Annotated in this window: 14 protein-coding genes; 5 read left to right on the plus strand and 9 right to left on the minus strand. The window is 70.4% G+C overall.

From position 1 onward, the window contains the following. Positions 1–33: 33 nt before the first annotated feature. Genes OO70_RS01555 through OO70_RS01575 form a run of 5 tightly spaced genes read left to right on the plus strand, consistent with a single transcriptional unit; the run spans position 34 to position 4,419 of the window. Positions 34–795, plus strand: a complete 762-nt coding sequence (locus OO70_RS01555; RefSeq protein ID WP_043662729.1) for a FadR/GntR family transcriptional regulator — start codon at positions 34–36, stop codon at positions 793–795. Then, on the plus strand, positions 792–1,937 hold the full coding sequence (gene dgoD, locus OO70_RS01560) for a galactonate dehydratase (RefSeq protein WP_043662730.1): 1,146 nt from the start codon (positions 792–794) through the stop codon (positions 1,935–1,937). Before OO70_RS01555 ends, dgoD begins: the two co-directional genes overlap by 4 nt. Further along, complete coding sequence (locus tag OO70_RS01565; protein WP_043662732.1) at positions 1,934–2,752, plus strand: hypothetical protein; 819 nt, start codon at positions 1,934–1,936, stop codon at positions 2,750–2,752. The genes dgoD and OO70_RS01565 overlap by 4 nt, the downstream gene beginning before the upstream one ends. A 30-nt stretch (positions 2,753–2,782) precedes the next feature. After that, entirely contained in the window at positions 2,783–3,430 is a 648-nt protein-coding gene (locus tag OO70_RS01570) for a bifunctional 4-hydroxy-2-oxoglutarate aldolase/2-dehydro-3-deoxy-phosphogluconate aldolase (protein ID WP_043662733.1), read from the plus strand. Next, the gene (locus OO70_RS01575; protein ID WP_043662735.1) at positions 3,427–4,419 is read left to right on the plus strand and encodes a sugar kinase; all 993 of its coding nucleotides are present in this window, start codon (positions 3,427–3,429) and stop codon (positions 4,417–4,419) included. The genes OO70_RS01570 and OO70_RS01575 overlap by 4 nt, the downstream gene beginning before the upstream one ends. A gap of 1 nt (position 4,420) precedes the next feature. Here the strand turns inward: OO70_RS01575 and OO70_RS01580 are convergent, their stop codons facing one another. The 9 genes from OO70_RS01580 to OO70_RS01620 form a co-directional block, all read right to left on the minus strand. Next, on the minus strand, positions 4,421–4,771 hold the full coding sequence (locus tag OO70_RS01580) for a hypothetical protein (protein WP_043662737.1): 351 nt from the start codon (positions 4,769–4,771) through the stop codon (positions 4,421–4,423). After that, the gene (locus tag OO70_RS01585) at positions 4,768–5,445 is read right to left on the minus strand and encodes a SigE family RNA polymerase sigma factor (protein ID WP_043662739.1); all 678 of its coding nucleotides are present in this window, start codon (positions 5,443–5,445) and stop codon (positions 4,768–4,770) included. Before OO70_RS01585 ends, OO70_RS01580 begins: the two co-directional genes overlap by 4 nt. Positions 5,446–5,547: 102 nt before the next feature. Then, positions 5,548–5,880, minus strand: coding sequence for a hypothetical protein (locus OO70_RS01590; RefSeq protein ID WP_043662741.1), 333 nt, complete (start codon positions 5,878–5,880; stop codon positions 5,548–5,550). A gap of 166 nt (positions 5,881–6,046) precedes the next feature. Continuing rightward, positions 6,047–7,765 carry an MOSC and FAD-binding oxidoreductase domain-containing protein gene (locus tag OO70_RS01595; RefSeq protein ID WP_043662742.1) on the minus strand — a complete coding sequence of 573 codons (1,719 nt, stop codon included), beginning with the start codon at positions 7,763–7,765 and terminating at the stop codon, positions 6,047–6,049. A gap of 132 nt (positions 7,766–7,897) precedes the next feature. Next, positions 7,898–10,879 (minus strand): glycoside hydrolase family 2 TIM barrel-domain containing protein, encoded by a 2,982-nt coding sequence (locus OO70_RS01600; RefSeq protein ID WP_043662744.1) that lies wholly within the window; start codon positions 10,877–10,879, stop codon positions 7,898–7,900. A gap of 57 nt (positions 10,880–10,936) precedes the next feature. Then, positions 10,937–13,669, minus strand: a complete 2,733-nt coding sequence (locus OO70_RS01605; protein ID WP_043662746.1) for a glycoside hydrolase family 38 N-terminal domain-containing protein — start codon at positions 13,667–13,669, stop codon at positions 10,937–10,939. A 29-nt stretch (positions 13,670–13,698) separates the two neighbouring features. Next, positions 13,699–14,505: a carbohydrate ABC transporter permease gene (locus tag OO70_RS01610; RefSeq protein WP_407702735.1), complete on the minus strand. Its 807-nt coding sequence runs from the start codon at positions 14,503–14,505 to the stop codon at positions 13,699–13,701. A 47-nt stretch (positions 14,506–14,552) separates the two neighbouring features. Continuing rightward, complete coding sequence (locus OO70_RS01615; RefSeq protein WP_043662750.1) at positions 14,553–15,500, minus strand: carbohydrate ABC transporter permease; 948 nt, start codon at positions 15,498–15,500, stop codon at positions 14,553–14,555. A 7-nt stretch (positions 15,501–15,507) separates the two neighbouring features. Beyond that, positions 15,508–16,842, minus strand: coding sequence for an ABC transporter substrate-binding protein (locus tag OO70_RS01620; protein WP_043662751.1), 1,335 nt, complete (start codon positions 16,840–16,842; stop codon positions 15,508–15,510). Between the last annotated feature and the right edge of the window lie 109 nt (positions 16,843–16,951).

The raw sequence follows: 16,951 nt of genomic DNA on the forward strand, positions 1-16,951 counted from the left end.
CACGCTCCCTCATCAGCAGAAAGGCTGTACGACATGACGCCCTATGCCCGACGCGGCGTCCACGGCCAGACCGTGGAAGTCCTCGCCCGCCGCATCCTGGGCGGCGAGATCGCCGAAGGGGCCACACTCGATCTGGTGGCGCTGCAGAGCGAGTTGGACGTGAGTCTGACCGCCCTGCGCGAGTCGCTGAAGGTGCTCGCCGCCAAGGGGATGGTCGACGCCCGGCAGCGGCGCGGCACCTTCGTGCGCCCCCGTGCCGAGTGGAACCTGCTCGACGCCGACGTGCTGCGCTGGCAGTTCGAGGGCGCCTCCACCACCGAGTCCGACCGGGCGCTGCTGCACAACCTCGGCGAAGTGCGCGCCATCATCGAACCCGCCGCCGTCCGCCTGGCCGCCCTGCGCCGTACCGACGCCGACCTGGCCGCGCTGGACGGCGCCCTCGACGCGATGGGGGAGCGGGGCACCGACGCCGCCCACGCCGTCGAGGCCGACCTCGCCTTCCACCGCGCCCTGCTCGCCGCCACCCACAACGAACTCCTCGAACGCATGGAGATGGTGATCGAGTCCGGCCTGGCACACCGCGACCGCATCGTGCACAGCGCCCCCCACAGCGAGGACCCGGTCCCGGCCCACCGCGCCGTACTGGACGCCGTACGCGACCAGGACCCGCAGGCCGCCGAGGCCGCGATGCGCGCGCTGCTCGACCAGGCGGGCCGCGACCTGGACCGCCTCGGCGACTCCGAAGAAGACCCCGAAGCGGACTTCGAAGAAACGGAAGGCTCCCGGTCTCAGTGAAGATCACCCGTGTCGAAACCTTCCTGGTCCCGCCCCGCTGGCTGTTCTGCCGCGTCGAGACCGACGAGGGCGTGGTCGGCTGGGGCGAACCGGTCGTCGAAGGGCGCGCCGAAGTCGTGCGTGCCGCCGTCGACGTCCTGGCCGAACACCTAGTGGGCCAGGACCCGTTGCGCATCCAGGACCACTGGCAGGTGATGTCCAAGGGCGGCTTCTACCGGGGCGGCCCGATCCTCTCCAGCGCCGTCGCCGGCCTCGACCAGGCGTTGTGGGACATCGCCGGGAAGACGTACGGCGCTCCCGTGCACGCCCTGCTCGGCGGCCCGGTGCGCGACCGTGTCCGGGTCTACGCCTGGGTCGGCGGCGACGAACCCGCCCAGCTGAGCGAGCAGATAGCCGCCCAGGTCGAAGCGGGTTTCACCGCGGTGAAGATGAACGCCGCCGGAGCCACCTCGGCGATCCCCACCCCCGCCGAGACCGCCGCGATCGTCGCCCGCGTGGCCGCCGCCCGCGAGGCACTCGGCCCCGACCGCGATGTCGCCGTCGACTTCCACGGCCGCTTCACCGCGGCCGCCGCCCGTCGCGTCCTCGCCGAACTCGCCCCGCTGCACCCGCTGTTCGTGGAGGAACCCGTCCTGCCCGAGCACGGCCACCTGCTGGCGGGCCTGGTCGAGTCGAGCCCGGTACCGCTCGCCACCGGTGAACGCCTTTACGGACGCGCCGAGTTCCTGCCCCCGCTCACCGCGGGCATCGCCGTCGCCCAGCCCGACCTGTCCCACGCCGGCGGCATCTCGGAGGTCCACCGCATCGCCTCCCTCGCGGAGGCCTACGGCGCCCAACTCGCCCCGCACTGCCCGCTCGGCCCGATCGCGCTGGCGGCCAGTCTCCAAGTCGCCTTCGCCACCCCCAACTTCCTAATCCAGGAACAGAGTCGCGGTATCCACTACAACAAGGACGCCGACCTGCTCTCCTACCTCGTCGACCCCGCGCCCTTTCGCTTCGTCGACGGCCACGCACTGCGCGGGGACGTCCCCGGCCTCGGCATCACCGTCGACGAGGCAGCCGTACGCGCCGCCGACCGCACCGGTCACGCCTGGCGCAACCCCGTGTGGCGACACCCCGACGGCTCCTTCGCGGAGTGGTGACCGTGCCGTTCGACATCGTTATCGACCGTGCCCACGGCGGCCGTTGGACCTCGCTGCGGGGAGCGGGGCGCGAATGGCTGTGGCGGCGGGACGCGCCCGAGCGGGAGAAGGTGTCACCCGGTGACGCCTTCGTGGACGCGGGCGGACTGGAGGAGTGCGTCCCCACCGTCCGGGGCATCCCCGACCACGGGGATGCCTGGTCACGGCCCTGGACGCGGGAAGGGGAGACGGACGTCCTCCGCTGCGACCGTTTCACCCTGACGCGGGAGATACGCGGCGTCGGCGACGGAGCCGAGGTCGACTACGTCCTGAAAGCCGACGCGGGCTTCCGCTTCGTATGGGCCGCTCATGCCCTGCTCGACCTCTCCGAGCATGCGGGTCTGCACACCCGCGACGGAGCGGACACCCGGCTCTTCCCGGAATCCGCACCGCTGTTGGACCGGGCGTGGCCGGACGGCGCCTCATGGGTGGAGGGCAACTGGCCCGCACCCTGCGGACTGCGCCTGGACCGGTTCGGCCCGGACGACGGCACCGCCGTAGGAGCAGTCGTCGACGCTTCCCACTGCTGCGTCCACGACCAGAACGACCGTCTCGCCTTCGCCCTCGAAGCGGACGGACAGCCCTTGTCCATCGCCCTGTGGCGCAACCTGGGCGGCTTCCCCGCCCAACACCCCTACCGCAGCACCGGCGTCGAACCGATGCTCGGCCGCGTCTTCGACCTCACTCAGGCGGGCCCCGGTGACGCCGCCCGGGTACCCGGCTCGGGCGAAGTGCGGTGGCGGCTGATGCTGACCACGAACTGCCGTTGTGCCTGAACCGACCTGTACAGGAAGGGAATTCGTCACATGGATCTTCGAGCGGCCCTTGCCGCCCACCGCCTGCTCGCGATCGTCCGGGGCACCGATCCCGAGGCCGCGGTACGCACCGTGCTGACCCTGGCCGAGGAGGGCGTCGAGCTGATCGAGGTGTCCCTGACCGGTGCGGACGCCCTGTCCGTCATCGAGCGGGCACGCAAGGAACTCGGCCCCGACCGGCCCCTCGGCGCCGGTACCGTCCTGACCGTCGAGGATGCCCGCGCCACCCGGCGGGCCGGCGCGACCTTCGCCGTCACCCCCGCGCTCGGGGACGGCATCCGCGAGGCGCACCGGCTCGAACTGCCGGTGCTGGCCGGGGTGATGACCCCCACCGAGATCCTGGCCGCGCGTCCCCTCGGTGTTGCCGCGCTGAAGATCTTCCCGGCCGCCGAGGCGGGCGGCCCCGCCTATCTGAAGGCGTTGCGGGGACCGTTCCCGCACGAGGCGTTCGTGCCGGTGGGCGGCGTCGACGAGGCAGCCGCCCGGGCATATCTGGACGCCGGAGCGACCGCCGTCGGAGTCGGCTCGCCCCTGGTCGGCGACGCGGCCGACGGCGGCAGCCTCACCGCGCTGCGCGCCCGAGCCCGTGCCTTTCTCGCCGTCGTACGGAACGCGTCGTTCGCCGGGGAGGCGTCATGAAGGACGACTGGCGGTCGGCCGGAGGAGCGGTGGTCTGCATCGGGGAGACCATGGCGGCGCTGGCTCCCGCCCCGTCCGCGTCCCTGGAGAGCGCCGATGACCTGCGGGTGTCGGTGGCCGGCGCGGAGTCGAACGTGGCCATGTACCTGGCGGACCTGGGGATACCCGTCTCCTGGCTCTCGGCAGTGGGCGACGACGCGTTGGGACGGCGAGTGCTTGCCGAGGTCGGTGCGGCCGGCGTCGATGTCAGCGGCGTGCGCTGCGACCCGGAGCGGCCCACGGGCCTGCTCGTGAAGGAGCCGTCCGGTTCGCGGACCCGCGTCCACTACTACCGCGGCAACTCGGCGGCCTCGGCGATGGGCCCCGACGTACTCGACGACGCCAAGCTGCGATCGGCCTCCGTGGTGCACCTCACGGGCGTGACCCCGGCACTGTCCCCGTCCTGCCGGAAACTGGTGACCACCGCGCTCACCGTCCCGGCCGGCGAACGGCCGTACGCCATCAGCTTCGACGTCAATCACCGCCCCGCGCTGTGGCCGCCCGGTACGGCTGCCACCGTGCTGCGCGACCTCGCCGACCGGGCCGACATCACCTTCGTCGGCCTCGACGAGGCGCGGGATCTCTGGGACGCGGACCTCGAACCCGCCGACGTACGAAGGCTGTTGCCGCACCCGTGCCTCCTCGTCGTCAAGGACGGCGGCCATGCGGCCATCGCCTTCAGCGACGAGGGGACGTGGACCGTGCCCGCTCTGGGGACGGATGTGGTCGAGCCCGTCGGGGCCGGTGACGCGTTCGCGGCCGGAGTTCTGACCGGCCTGCTGCGCGGCGAGGGCATGGAGCGCGCGCTACGGCTGGGGCACATCACGGCATCGTCCGCGCTCAAGGTGACGGCCGATCACGGTCCTCTGCCGGACAGCGCCCGGATCGAACGGCTCCTCGACCTCCCGACGCATGAATGGGCAGCAGGGGCAGGGCAGTTGGCCTGCTAGGTCAGGGGAAAGGCACCGCGTCGACCGCTCCGGTCCCCTCCGGTACGGCGGTGGTGACATCGGGCGAGGGCGACACCGACGGGATGTTCGCGGGCCTGACCGGCGCCTCCCGGCCTTGGTGCGCCACGAACAGGACACCGATCACGGCGGCGGCCAGCACGAGCAACGCCAGCGCGGTGCGGCGGACGGGGTGCACGACCGGCAGTCGGAACCGGACCTGCCCGGTCGGCGGGACGGCGGGCCGCAGCGCGGGCAGGTCGACGGAGTCGGCCCGGGCTCGCAGGGCGTCGCGCAGCCGCTGTTCGAGGTGATCCGGAGTACGACCACCGGAGCCGAGGTCGTGCTCGATCATCGGGGAGCCTCCAACTGTCGGCGCAGGGCGACCAGCGCGCGGCTCGCGGTGGACTTGACCGTCCCGCAGGACAGGCCCAGCGTGTCGGCGATCTGGGCCTCGCTGAGATGGGACCAGTACCGCAGGACCAGCACTTCACGTTGCCGCCGGGTCAGGCGGTGCAGAGCGGCGATCACCTCACCGTGCTCCTCGCGCAGCAGCACGGGCTCCTCGGCCGAGGGTGCGTGTCCTTCGCGTTCGGGGACGTGGGCGCGTACCGTACGGCGGCGGCGCAGCACCGAGCGTGAGGTGTTGACCACGCTGGTCCGCAGATACGCGTCGGGGTTGTCCAGGCCGACCAGTCGCTTGCCGTACCGGCGGTAGAGCGCCGCGAAGACGTCCTGCACCACGTCCTCCGCCGTGGGGAGGTCGTCCACCAGGAGCAGGGCTAGCCGGACCAGTTCGAGGCGGCGGTGGGAGTAGAGCTCGTCGATGCCGGGTTCACCGAGGTCGGTGGGGACAGCCGGTGAGTCCGTGGGCGGTCGGCCTCGCGAGGTCGCCTCGCGCACCAGGCGCCGTGCCGCCCGTCGCAGCGCGTCCGCCCAGGTACGAGCCGGACCACACAGGGGTCTGTAGGCGCCCGCGGGCATGCCGTGGGCCTGGGCCGGGGCGGCCAGGGTCGTCGCTGCGTTCATGGATCTCCCGGACTTCATGGTCTTCGTACTCATCGTCCGGAACGACCGGACGGACGGTGGAGCCGCCGGGCGGGGACCCGGCGGCTCCACCTCGGCCGCTCGCTACTTCCCGGGGACGGGCACCGCGTCGACCGGGTCCCCGCCGCCCGGAACGTCCACCGAGCAGTCGAGGACGGAGGCGTTCTCGGTGGACGTGGGCTTCGGGAGGTCGTCCTTCCCGCCCGGTACCGCGTCGACCGGGTTTGGGTCCGGGGTCTCGTCGCACAGGTCGACGTCCACGTACTGGACGTTGTGCTGAGGGGCGGGCCGAGCGGTGTCGGCATGGGCGGTGAGGGTGCTGCCGACGGCGAGCGCGGAGGCGGCGACGGCGACTCCCAGCGCGAGCCGCACCCGGCCCGAGCGGAGGCTGCTACGGACAGCCTGACCTGCGGACATGTGATTCCTCGAATCGTCGATGGTGACGGGACTGGCGGGCCGCCGCCACAGGTGGCTTCCCGTGGCGAAGGCCCTGGCTCGGAGGCGCCTCCACCCGGACAGACGTTCCGACGGCATCGAGGTTGCAGGTCGGAAGAATCTTTTCTACGGGGGTTCCGCGTCGGTCCTACATGTCCAGGACGATGTCCGCTCCGGGCCTGGCGCAGCAGATGAGGACCTCGCCGGCGGGCGGTGGTTCGAGGGGATCGGGGGAGTAGGTGACCGTGCCGGACAGCAGGGGTGTGACGCAGGTGTGGCAGACGCCGGTGCGGCAGCTCCAGCGGGTGGGTACGTCGCAGGCGTCGGCGAGTTCGAGCACACTGCGGCTGCTGTCGTCGAACGGTACGGCGATGCCGCTGCGGGCGAAGGTCACCAGCGGGCCGGTTCCGGGCGGGCCCGGGGGCTTGTGGGGTGCCCGGACGGTCTGACCGGTGAGGCCGGGGTTGATCGCGGCCAGCGCTCCGAACAGCTCAGTGTGGATGTGGGTCGGGTCGATACCGGCCTCGGCGAGAGCCTGCTGCATGTCGGCCATGAAGGAGGCGGGGCCGCAGATGTAGGCGGTCGCGTCGGCCGGGACGGACAGTGCGATCAGCCTGTCCTTCGTGAGGCGCCCCGACGTGGCGTGGGCGCGCTGCCGTTCCTCGGGTGTGGCCGCGCTGTAGAACAGGTGCTCGTGCGCGTCCGGCAGCGAAGCGATCAGGTCGTGTGCCTCGGCGGCGAAGGGGTGTTCGCGAGGACCGCGGGCACCGTGGATCCACCAGACCTCACGCTTGCTGCCCTGCGCGACCAACTCGTGCAGCATGGACAGCACCGGCGTGAGGCCGATACCGGCGGAGACGAGGAGGACCGGCCCGCTGCCCTCGGCGTACACGAAGTCGCCCCGGGGCGCGGCGACTTGGAGCTCGGCACCTGGTCGTAGCCGCGTGGTCAGGTAGCCGCTCGCCGTGCCGTGGGGCTCGTGTTTGACGCTGATCCGGTAGCTGCCGGCGTCGGGTGCGGCGGACAGTGAGTAGCTGCGTACGGGGGCGGGGTCAGTCGGCACGGGCACGCGCAGTGTCAGGTACTGGCCGGCGCGGGCGGCCGGGAGCGGGGAGCCGTCCGGGGCGGTGAGCCGGATCGAGCTGACCGTCGTGTTCTCCGCGATCACGTCCGTCACCCGCAGCGTGCGGAAACCGTCCCAGGCCGGGCGGGGGGCCGGTTCCGAACCGGCGGCGAGCAGTTCACGGAACGATCCCTGCCAGCCGGGACTCAGCGCGGGCACGTCCAGGGCGAGGCGCAGCTTGGCGGGGTCGCGGCCGGGGAGGTAGAGCAGCGCGTCGGTGGCGGCCACGCTCAGCGCGCCGGGACCGGTCCTGGTCCGTACGATCCGGTCGCCCGCCTGGATGTGCCCCTCCCGGACGACCCGCATGTAGAAGCCCGGACGGTGATGGCTCACCAGCAGGGCGGCCAGCTCGGGTTCGCCGAAGCGCATACCGACGCGATAGCAGGTGACGCGCGGCTGGGTGACCTCGAACTCGGCCTCGCCGATGCGGTACCGGTCGCCGATGCAGACCTCGTCGTCGAGCAGCCCGTCCACGGTGAGGTTCTCGCCGAACTGGCCGTAGCCGAGGTCGTCCCGGCCGAAATGCCGCTGCCAGTGCCGGTACGACTGGAGCTGGTAGACGAGCACGGCCCGCTGCTCGCCGCCGTGGCCCGCGGTGTCGCCCTGGCCGTCGCCGTCGATGTTGAGGCGGCGGACCATCGCCGGACCCTGCACCGGGTACTTCCACACACCGGTGCGGACGTTCCTGCCCTGCCAGGGAACGTCCTTCGGCATACCGACATTCACAGACAGGAGCGTGGGCACGGGGAACTCCTTCCCACGGGGAACTTTTCCCACGGGGACGACCGGTACGGTCGCGCCTGGACGACGGTCGTCCCCTCCCATACTGAGGGCGCGGTCGCCGCCGTGCGAGACCGCGCCCTCAGCCGCGCCCGTCTAGCGCGGTGCCGCAATACGGAGCCTGATCGTCCGGGATTCCGGGCGCAGCGCGAACTCGGGCCACACGTCCGGACCGCAGGCCCTCGATCCGAGCCCGTGCTGGGCGGCGTCGACGATAAGCCGGCTCGTCGTCGATTCCGGCAGCTCGAAGGGGTGCCCGGCCTTCGCGATCTCCTGTGGGGTGTGACGGCTGAGCGTGAATCCGGGGCGTCGTCCGTGCGTGTCGGGGAGTGCCTCGACACGCAGCACTTCGGTGTCGCCGCTGGTCAGGGCCAGGCGACGCAGTTCGGAGCGGTGACCGGTCTCCTGTGGGCGCGCGTAGTCGACCGAGAGGTCGCCGACGGAGGCGGCGAAACGGCCGGTGCGGGCCGCGCGCACACTGTCGGGGTAGGACTCCAGCGGGCCGAGGCCGAACCACTCGGCGCCGTCCACGGGAGCCGTGCCGTCGGGCAGGTCGAAACGCACCCCGATCCGCGGCCACACCGTCCGCCAGCCGTGCGAGGGCTGGATCTCGACGCGCAGTTCCAGATCGCCGCCGCTCTCCCGCGACCAGACGGACTCGACCATCACCGACAGGCCCGAGTCGGCGGCCGAGACCTTGTCGACCGTGCGCAGCGCGTCCGCGGTCTGCTCCACGGACACCCGTCGCGAGGTCAGCCGGTCCAGCCCGTCGCGACGCCACAGCTCGGCGTTGGACACCCCGGAGACGCTCGCGTCGCTCTCGTCGACCTCGCCCCACGCGCCCTTGTCGTTGTCGGTCGGCGCCCGGAACAGCTCCAACCGCGGCCCGGCCACGGCTCGTTCGCCCAGCTTGACGAGAGACCCGCCGACGAACTCGGCGATGCCGATCGTGACCGTCCCGTCGCCGGGCTCCCAGCCGCTTCGGTGCCGGGCCCCGGGAACAGGACGGCGAAGTGACCTGTCCAGCTGGGCAGTTGCGAGCACGTGGCCCTCGGGCGCCCAAGCGGTTCCGGTCGCCAACTCCGCGTCGATCGTCAGCCACGTCTCGGCGTCCGGCGACACCGGGACCGGCCGCAGCGACACCCGGCCCGAGTCGCCCGCCGCGACGCGCGGGACCTCCAACTCCCCCGAATCCACCGGCACTCCGTCGTGCTCGACCCGCCAGCGGAAACGCAGGTCGGACGTGTCGGTCGTATGACGGAGGTTGGTGATCGCGACCTTGTCGCCCTCGAAGACGAACTGCACCGGCGCCACGACGGCCTTGAACTCGTACAGGCTGGGAGTCGGGACGTCGTCGCTCAACAGCATGCCGTCCATCACGAAGTTGCCGTCGTGGAGGACCTCTCCGAAGTCGCCGCCGTACGCGTAGTACGGCGTTCCGTCCGGGGTGGTGGCCAGGATGCCGTGGTCGCGCCACTCCCAGACGAAGCCGCCGTGCAGGCGCGGATACTCGTGCACCAGCGCCTCGTACTGGTCGAACGCGCCCGGTCCGTTGCCCATCGCGTGCGCGTACTCGCACAGCAGGAACGGCTTGGTGCGCTGCCTGGCGCCCTGCGAGGGCGTGCAGTTGAGGAGCGGGGCGCGCGAGCCGTCGGTGCCGATCTGCTCGGTCTCCAGCACGGACGCGTACATGCGCGAGTAGACGTCGGTGTATTCGCCGGTGTAGTCGCCCTCGTAGTGCACGGGGCGTTCGGCGTCGCGGGCGTGGACCCACGCCGACATCGCGGCGAGGTTGCTGCCGGTGCCCGCCTCGTTGCCGAGCGACCAGATCACGATGCTGGGATGGTTCTTGTCCCGTTCGACGGTGCGCTCGATGCGGTCGAGGTACGCCTCGCGCCAGGCCGGATCGTCACTGGGATTGCCGACCCAGCCGACCTTGTCGAAGCCGTGCGTCTCCAGATCGCATTCGAGGATCACCCAGAACCCGAGCTCGTCGGCGAGGTCCAACAGCCGGGGATGCGGCGGGTAGTGGCTGGTGCGGATCGCGTTCACGTTGAACCGCTTCATCCGGGCCAGGTCCTCGCGCGCGTGCTCCTCGTCGAAGACACGGCCGCGCTCGGGATGGGCCTCGTGCCGGTTCACCCCGTGGAAGACGACACGGCGCCCGTTGACGAGGAACTGGTCCCCACGGATCTCGACGGTACGGAATCCCACCCGCAGGGTGACGGTCTCCGCGGCCGTCGACACGGTGGCGTCGTACAGGCGGGGCCGCTCGGCCGACCAGGGCTCCACGTCGGCGATGTCGAAGGGGACCACGTCGTCCGGCGCGGCCCAGACCCGCTCGACGGCGAGTTCCGGGATGCGCAGGGTGACCGGGAACGCCGTGGCGGCGGCGGTGATCTCCGCCTCGACTTTCCCGCGCCCGTCGTCGAAACCGGTCCGCAGCCAGACGTCCTCGATGCCCCCGGCCGGGCGGGCCACGAGGGTGACATCGCGGAATATCCCCGGCAGCCACCACTGGTCCTGGTCCTCGACATAGCTGGCCGCCGACCACTGGTGCACCCGCACGGCCACGACGTTCTCGCCCGGCCGTACGGCGGACGTCACGTCAAACTCGTGGGCGAGCCGGCTGCCGCTCGCGCTGCCGATCTCGACGCCGTTGACCCACACGCGGAAGAGGGACTCGACACCGTCGAAGCGCAGTACGACACGCTCGGCGTCCGACCAGTCGGCGGGGATGTCGAAGGCGCGGCGATAGTCCCCGGTGGGGTTCTCGTCCGGTACGTACGGCGGGTCGATCGGGAACGGGAACTGGATGTTCGTGTAGATCGGGCGCCCGTAAGCCCCATCACCCTCGAGCACCCAGTGGGAGGGCACGGGGATGTTGTCCCAGCCCTGAGCGTCGAAGCCCTCGGCCGCGAAGTCCTCTGCCACCGACGCCGTGGGGGACAGGCGGAAGCGCCAGGACCCGTTCAGGGAAAGGGACTTCGCGTCGGAGTGCAGCCACGAGCGGGCCGGGCGCAGTGCGCCACGTCCGGGTGCGAGGTCGGAAACATGGGGGGAGAACTCGGGGAGCAAGAGGTCACAACTCTTTCGTGAGAGCAGAACGGGGGCATTGCATTCGATCATGGCGGCCTACCGGAGCACGACGGTGTGGATCTCCCATGGACCGAGGACGAGGTCGAGCCGGCCGTCCTGGACCTGGGTGCGGGAGATCGGCCGGCCCAGCAGATCGACGGTGACGGCCTCGGTGAACGCCCCCGTCACGTGAACCGTCGACGCGGTGTCGCGCATCGCGGTCAGCCGCACCTCGGTGCCGGACCCGGACGCGTCGCCGGTGACACGGCGGACGGCGGAGACGAGGACGTCCTTCCCGTCGACCCGCAACCCAGCTGTGTCGGGCGGCAGTTGGTGACCGGCAGGCGCGGTTCCGCGCGTGACCAGTACGTCGTTGCGGAATTCCTCGGCGAGAGCGACCGCGTTCGCGCCCTGCCAACCGGTCGCTCTCGCCGAGGGGACGATCGCGAACCGGTTCTCGATACGCATACCGAGATCCTGCGCACCGGGTACGGGGATCTCGCTCGCCGCCGGTTCATCACGCAGGGGGTGGATGTTGACACTGATCGAGCCGATCGCGCGCAGCAGCGTGACCGCGAGTTCGGCGCCGTCGCCGACGAGTTCGTACTCGCTGGAGTGGTCGAGCAGGACGTTGGCGGCACCGGCCGACACGAACGAACCGGCCGGGAAGGTCGGCAGCGGGTACTCGCCCCAGCCGCCCTCGGCGGTCAACCCGCGCTCGGTGACGGCGAATTGACCCGCCGAAGCGGATGTCGTCACCGGCTCGGGCAGCGGCACGTGGAAGCGCAGCCGGTGATCGGCGGACTGGTTGAGGAAGGACGTGGAGACCCGCACGAAGGGTTCGCCCGTGCGCACTTCCACGAGCGTGTCCACCGGTGTCGGCACGGCCTGGTCGCTGCGGACATCGCGGTCGGCGGAGAGGGAGGCCGGCCACTCGTAGACACGGGTCACCCGGAGTCGTGAACGCAGGGGGCCGGTTTCCAGGACCTCGACCGTGATCTCCGTGGGCTCCGACACGAGTACGTCCTGCGCCGGGGGAGCGTAGTTGTAGCTGTCGCCCCGGTCACCGCCGTCGACGAGCCGGCCGACGCCGTACAGCACAGTGCCGTCGGGCCCGGTCACGTCCAGGGTGCCGTCGGCGGCGACAGTGACCTCGACCAGGCCGTTGGAGAGGGTGCGGTCCGTCGCCGTGGCGGATGAGTACGAGGTCGACGCAGTGGTGTTGCTGGGCTCGACCCGGAAGCTTGCCAGCCCGGAGGCGGGAACGTTCACGGGTACGAGCGCGGTGGCCCGGGCTTCCTCCAGCGTCAGGACGCGCCACTCACCGGGATGCGCAGCTGCTGCTTCGGCGACCTCGCGGCGCAGGATCAGCAGATCGAAGGGACCGCTCGCCGGCACCTCGGCGAGGTGGAAGACGAGTTCACCCGCGGCGAGTTCGTAGTGGTCGATCAGGCGGCCGAAGAGTTCGCGGCGGTGGATGCGGCGCAGGACGCGTTCGAGCTGCGAGGCGTCCATGCGCTCGTCGCTGAGGACGGTCGGGGCCTGGGAGATCAACTGCACGGGGGCCGTCGAGCCGTCGGCCGCGGTCGCGACCAGCGCGGTTCCCTCGGGCGGGGCCACGACGTCCACCTCGACCAGCACCGAGCGGTCGAACGGCAGCGGGTTGGCGACCAGATGACCGTCGCTCGGCACCAGGGCGGCGGGTTCGGCGAGCGCCGCGTCCCGTACGGCGCGGGCCGTCTGCGTGGCCTCGGCGAGGCGGGCGGCGACCTGGTCGCAGGTCTCGTCGGTGCCGGAGCCCACGACCGAGTCGTGCGCGGTCGACTCGATGATCTTGTGCCAGGCGAGGTCGAGGAACGGTGAGTCGTCGCGCCGGGACCACAGGGCGTTCACGCGCTCGGCGTGGTCGACCATGCGCTCCGCGAGCGCCATCCGCTGCTTGAGGCCGAGCCGGACGGAGAGCACGCCCGGGAGGATGTTGCCGCGCACATGGCTGCGCAGCTCACCCGTGACGACGGCGGACACCTCGTCGCGGACGTGCTTGCGGAGGTACTCGTCGAGAGTGGCGATGGTGATGGCCCGCCCCTCGCCCGAGGCCCGCCGCAGCCAGGAAGCGAGCTGTGGATCGGGCGCGTTGTGATCGGTGCCCGCCATCGCCAACACCGGGTCGCCGCCCCACCGTTCGGCCGTCATCTCGGCGTAGTCGCCGAGGGCGCGGCCGATCCGGTCGGGTACCAGCAGGACGTCGAGGCCGTTGTCGTAGCCGTCGAAGAGGAACTCGGTGCGGACCTGGGAGCCGTCCGGCGCACGCCAGTTGAAGGCGTGACCGTCGACGGAGCCGGGCACCCCGCGCCACAGCGCCGCGTGATCGATGCCGGCGCGCGCGAGGATCTGCGGCATCTGTGCGATGTGGCCGAACATGTCCGGCAGATAGCCGATCGGCATCGCGCCACCCAGCTCGGCCGCTGCCGCCCAACCCATCTGCAGATTGCGCACGATGGTCTCGCCCGAGCAGAGGAACTCGTCGAGCAGGATCAGCCACGGTCCGACGGCGAGGCGGCCCTCGGCGACGAGGGCCGCGACCCGGTCGCGGTTCTCCGGCCGCATCTCCAAGTAGTCCTCGATCGCGGCCATCTGTCCGTCGACGGTGAACCGGAAGTCCGGGTCCGACTCGGCCGTCTCCAGCACGGTGTCGAGAGCGGCGACGAGCCGGTGCCGGAACACCTGGAAGGGCTCGTACCACTCCCGGTCCCAGTGGAAATGGGGCACGAAGACAGCGGAGTCGGTCATGGCGTGCGGCACCTTCTGTGCGGGGGCGGTCACTTGAGGGAACCGGCGGCGAGTCCGGTGCGCCAGAACCGCTGGAGCAGGATGAACAGGATGATCACGGGCACGATCGACACCAGCGAGCCGGTGATCACGGACTCCTGGAGGAGCGGGGCGCGGGCGGTCTGGCCGTTCCACTCGTAGAGGCCGAGCGTGATCGGGAAGAGGGACTCCTTCTGGAGCATCACCATCGGCAGGAAGAAGTTGTTCCAGATGGCGACGAACTGGAACAGGAAGATCGTCACCAGCGACGGCGTCATCAGCTTGAACGCCACCGAGAAGAACGTGCGGAACTCACCCGCGCCGTCCAGCCGCGCCGACTCCAACAGCTCCTGCGGGACAGCCGCGTTGGCGAAGATCCGGGCGAGATAGACGCCGAAGGGGCTGACGATGCTCGGCAGGAACACCGCGAAGTACGTGTTGACGATGCCCGTCGCCGAGAAGAGCAGGAACAGCGGGAGGGCGAGCGCGGTGGTGGGGACCAGGACGCCGCCGAGGATGACGGAGAACAGGAACTCCCGGCCCCGGAAACGGAACTTGGCGAGCGCGTAGCCGCACAGCGCGGAGATCAGCGTGCCCACGGCCGCGCCGAGCACCGCGTAGATCACGGTGTTGAGGGCCCAGCGGCCGAAGATGCCGTCGCTGCGGGTGAACAGGACGCGCAGGTTCTCGAACAGGTTGAAGTGCGAGAACGTCAGGCCGTTGGTGGCGGCGAGGTCTCCCTGCGGCTTGGTGGCGGCGACGATCAGGAAGTAGATCGGCAGCAGGAAGTAGATCGCGAGGAGGAGCATCAGGGCCATGGCGGCCGTACGGCTGACCTGGCTCTCGCGGTTGATGGATGGGTTGCTCACAGGCCGGCCCTCTTCGACGTCAGTCGCATGAACCCGAAGCTCAGGACGAAGGTGATGACGGCGATGACCACGGAGATCGCCGCGGCCTGCTGGTAGTTGTTCCCGGAGGCCACCGCGTAGGCGAGCATGTTCGGCGTGAACGTGCTGGAGATGTTCGAGGAGATCTGCCGCAGCACGGCCGGCTCGGCGTAGAGCTGGAGCGTGCCGATGATCGAGAACACCGTGGTGAGGACGATCGACGGGGCGATGATCGGGACCTTGATCTGCCACGCGATGGTCCAGTTGCTGGCGCCGTCGAGCTTGGCCGCCTCGTACAGCTCCTGCGGGATCGACTGCAGTGCCGAGAACATGATCAGCATGTTGTAGCCGGTCCACAGCCACGTGGAGATGTTCGCCGCCGACCACAGCACGGCACCCGGGCCGAGGAAGTCGGGGTGGAGCCCGATGCCGTTCAACAGGTCGACGACGGGGCTGAGTTGGGGCGAGTAGAGGTACGACCACATGATCGCGGCGATGACACCGGGCACGGCGTACGGCATGAACGCGGTGATGCGGAAGACCGACTTGAGCCGCAGCAGGGGAGTGTCGAGGAGCAGCGCGATCGTCAGCGCCACGAACAGCATCACCGGTACCTGCACGATGCCGAAGAGTCCGATGCGGCCGACGCTGGACCAGAACTCGTCGTTCTGGAAGACCTTTCCGTACTGCTCGAAGCCGCCGAACGTCGTGTACGAGGTGCCGTACTGGCCGCCGGTGCGGCGGACGACACGGACGCTCTGCCACAGCGCGTAGCCGACCGGCACCAGGTAGAACAGCACGAACGGGAGGAAGAACGGGATCACGAACGCGACGATGGTGCCGGCCCGGGGGCCGCCGCCGTTGAGACGGCGACGGCCCCCGGGCGATGCCACCACGCGCGACGCGCGGGTTGCGATGTCGGTCATTTCGCGGTCACTTGCCCGCCGCGGCCGGGATCGCCTGGTCCTTCATCGACTTCAGCGCGGACGCCTGAGCTGCCGACAGGGCGTCGGAGAGCGTGCCGTTCCCGGCCGCCGCCTTGGCCATCGCGTCCTGCAGCGCGAGGTTCACCGTCTTCTGGGTGGGACCCCAGGCGAAGCTGGTGTTGATCTTCTTGGACGAGTCGGCGAAGACGTCGAAGATCTTCTCGTTGTTGTAGTACGGAACTCCCTTGGAGAGGGCGGGGAGTTGGAGCCCGGCGTTGGCCGCCGGGTACAGGCCGCCCAACTGGTTCTCCAGCGCGAGGGCTTCGGGGTCGGTGTTGAGCCAGGTGTTGAACTTGACCGACTCGTAGAGGTGCTTGCTGCCCTTCATGAACGCGACGGTCGAACCGCCCCAGTCACCGGAGGCGCCGTTCGAACCCCACGTCGGCATCGGGACGATGGTCCACTTCCCGGCCTGCTTGGGCAGGTTGTCGCGGAACATGCTGTAGCCCCAGGCGGCGCCGATGTAGCTGGCGATCTGGTTCTGCTGGTAGGCCGCGTACATCTGCGTCGAACCGTGGGCGAGGTCGGTGCGCACGAGCTTGCCGGAGATCAGCTTCTGCCAGTAGTCGGCGACCTGCTTGCTCTGGTCCGACGCGACCGTGACCTGCCACTTGTCGCCGGAGTAGCTGTACATCTGGGCGTTGTTCTGCCACAGGAGCCCGTTGAACCACTCGGCGTTGTTCGGGTCGAAGAACGTGATGTCGAGCTTGGAGTCCGCCTTGTGCAGCTTGGCGGCGGCGGCCGCGTACTCGTCCCAGGTCGTGGGGATCGCGATGTCGTACTTCTTGAAGATGTCGCTGCGTACGTAGAGGGCCATCGGGCCGGTGTCCTGCGGCAGGGCGAACACGCCGGTGCCGCCGAAGCTGGTCTGCGACCAGGTCCACGGCACGAACTTCGACTTGGCGGCGGTGGCGGCCGAGCAGGCGGAGGCGTCCACGAAGGCGTTCTGGGTGCGCAGGTTGGGCAGCTCGTCATAGCCGACCTGCGAGAGGTCGGGCGCCTTCCCGGCCTTGAGGGCGTTGCTGAGGGTGCCGTACTGGTCGTTGGAGATGTTCTTCGTCTCGACCTGGATGTTCGGGTTCTTCTTGTTCCACAGGGCCACGACCTTGTCCATGCCCGGAACGGTGTTCCAGTACTGGAGGGTGACCTTGCCCTTCGCGGGCGCGCAGGAGGCGGTGGATGTCTTCGCCGACGGCGTGGATGACGAGCATCCGGCGAGTACGGCGACACTGGCGGCCGCGGCGACGACGCCGAGGCGGATGCGCGTGACTGTGCTGCTCATGGTTTCCGTTCCAGACAACGACTAGCGGCGGTGCTAGGCGGCTCGATGCTGATCCCTCGGGCGGGATGCCTTCTGGGTGGAAGGGACGTGGGCACACCATTTGTTACGG

Origin of the sequence: Streptomyces xylophagus (assembly GCF_000716435.1) — a bacterium.
Classification (GTDB): Bacteria; Actinomycetota; Actinomycetes; order Streptomycetales; family Streptomycetaceae; genus Streptomyces; species Streptomyces xylophagus.

Coding starts and splice junctions, on each gene's coding strand:
- OO70_RS01620 (WP_043662751.1), bottom strand. CDS start 16,842: ATGAGCAGCACAGTCACGCGCATCCGCCTCGGCGTCGTCGCCGCGGCC.
- OO70_RS01555 (WP_043662729.1), top strand. CDS start 34: ATGACGCCCTATGCCCGACGCGGCGTCCACGGCCAGACCGTGGAAGTC.
- OO70_RS01615 (WP_043662750.1), bottom strand. CDS start 15,500: ATGACCGACATCGCAACCCGCGCGTCGCGCGTGGTGGCATCGCCCGGG.
- OO70_RS01580 (WP_043662737.1), bottom strand. CDS start 4,771: ATGATCGAGCACGACCTCGGCTCCGGTGGTCGTACTCCGGATCACCTC.
- OO70_RS01610 (WP_407702735.1), bottom strand. CDS start 14,505: ATGGCCCTGATGCTCCTCCTCGCGATCTACTTCCTGCTGCCGATCTAC.
- OO70_RS01605 (WP_043662746.1), bottom strand. CDS start 13,669: ATGACCGACTCCGCTGTCTTCGTGCCCCATTTCCACTGGGACCGGGAG.
- OO70_RS01575 (WP_043662735.1), top strand. CDS start 3,427: ATGAAGGACGACTGGCGGTCGGCCGGAGGAGCGGTGGTCTGCATCGGG.
- OO70_RS01590 (WP_043662741.1), bottom strand. CDS start 5,880: ATGTCCGCAGGTCAGGCTGTCCGTAGCAGCCTCCGCTCGGGCCGGGTG.
- OO70_RS01570 (WP_043662733.1), top strand. CDS start 2,783: ATGGATCTTCGAGCGGCCCTTGCCGCCCACCGCCTGCTCGCGATCGTC.
- OO70_RS01585 (WP_043662739.1), bottom strand. CDS start 5,445: ATGAACGCAGCGACGACCCTGGCCGCCCCGGCCCAGGCCCACGGCATG.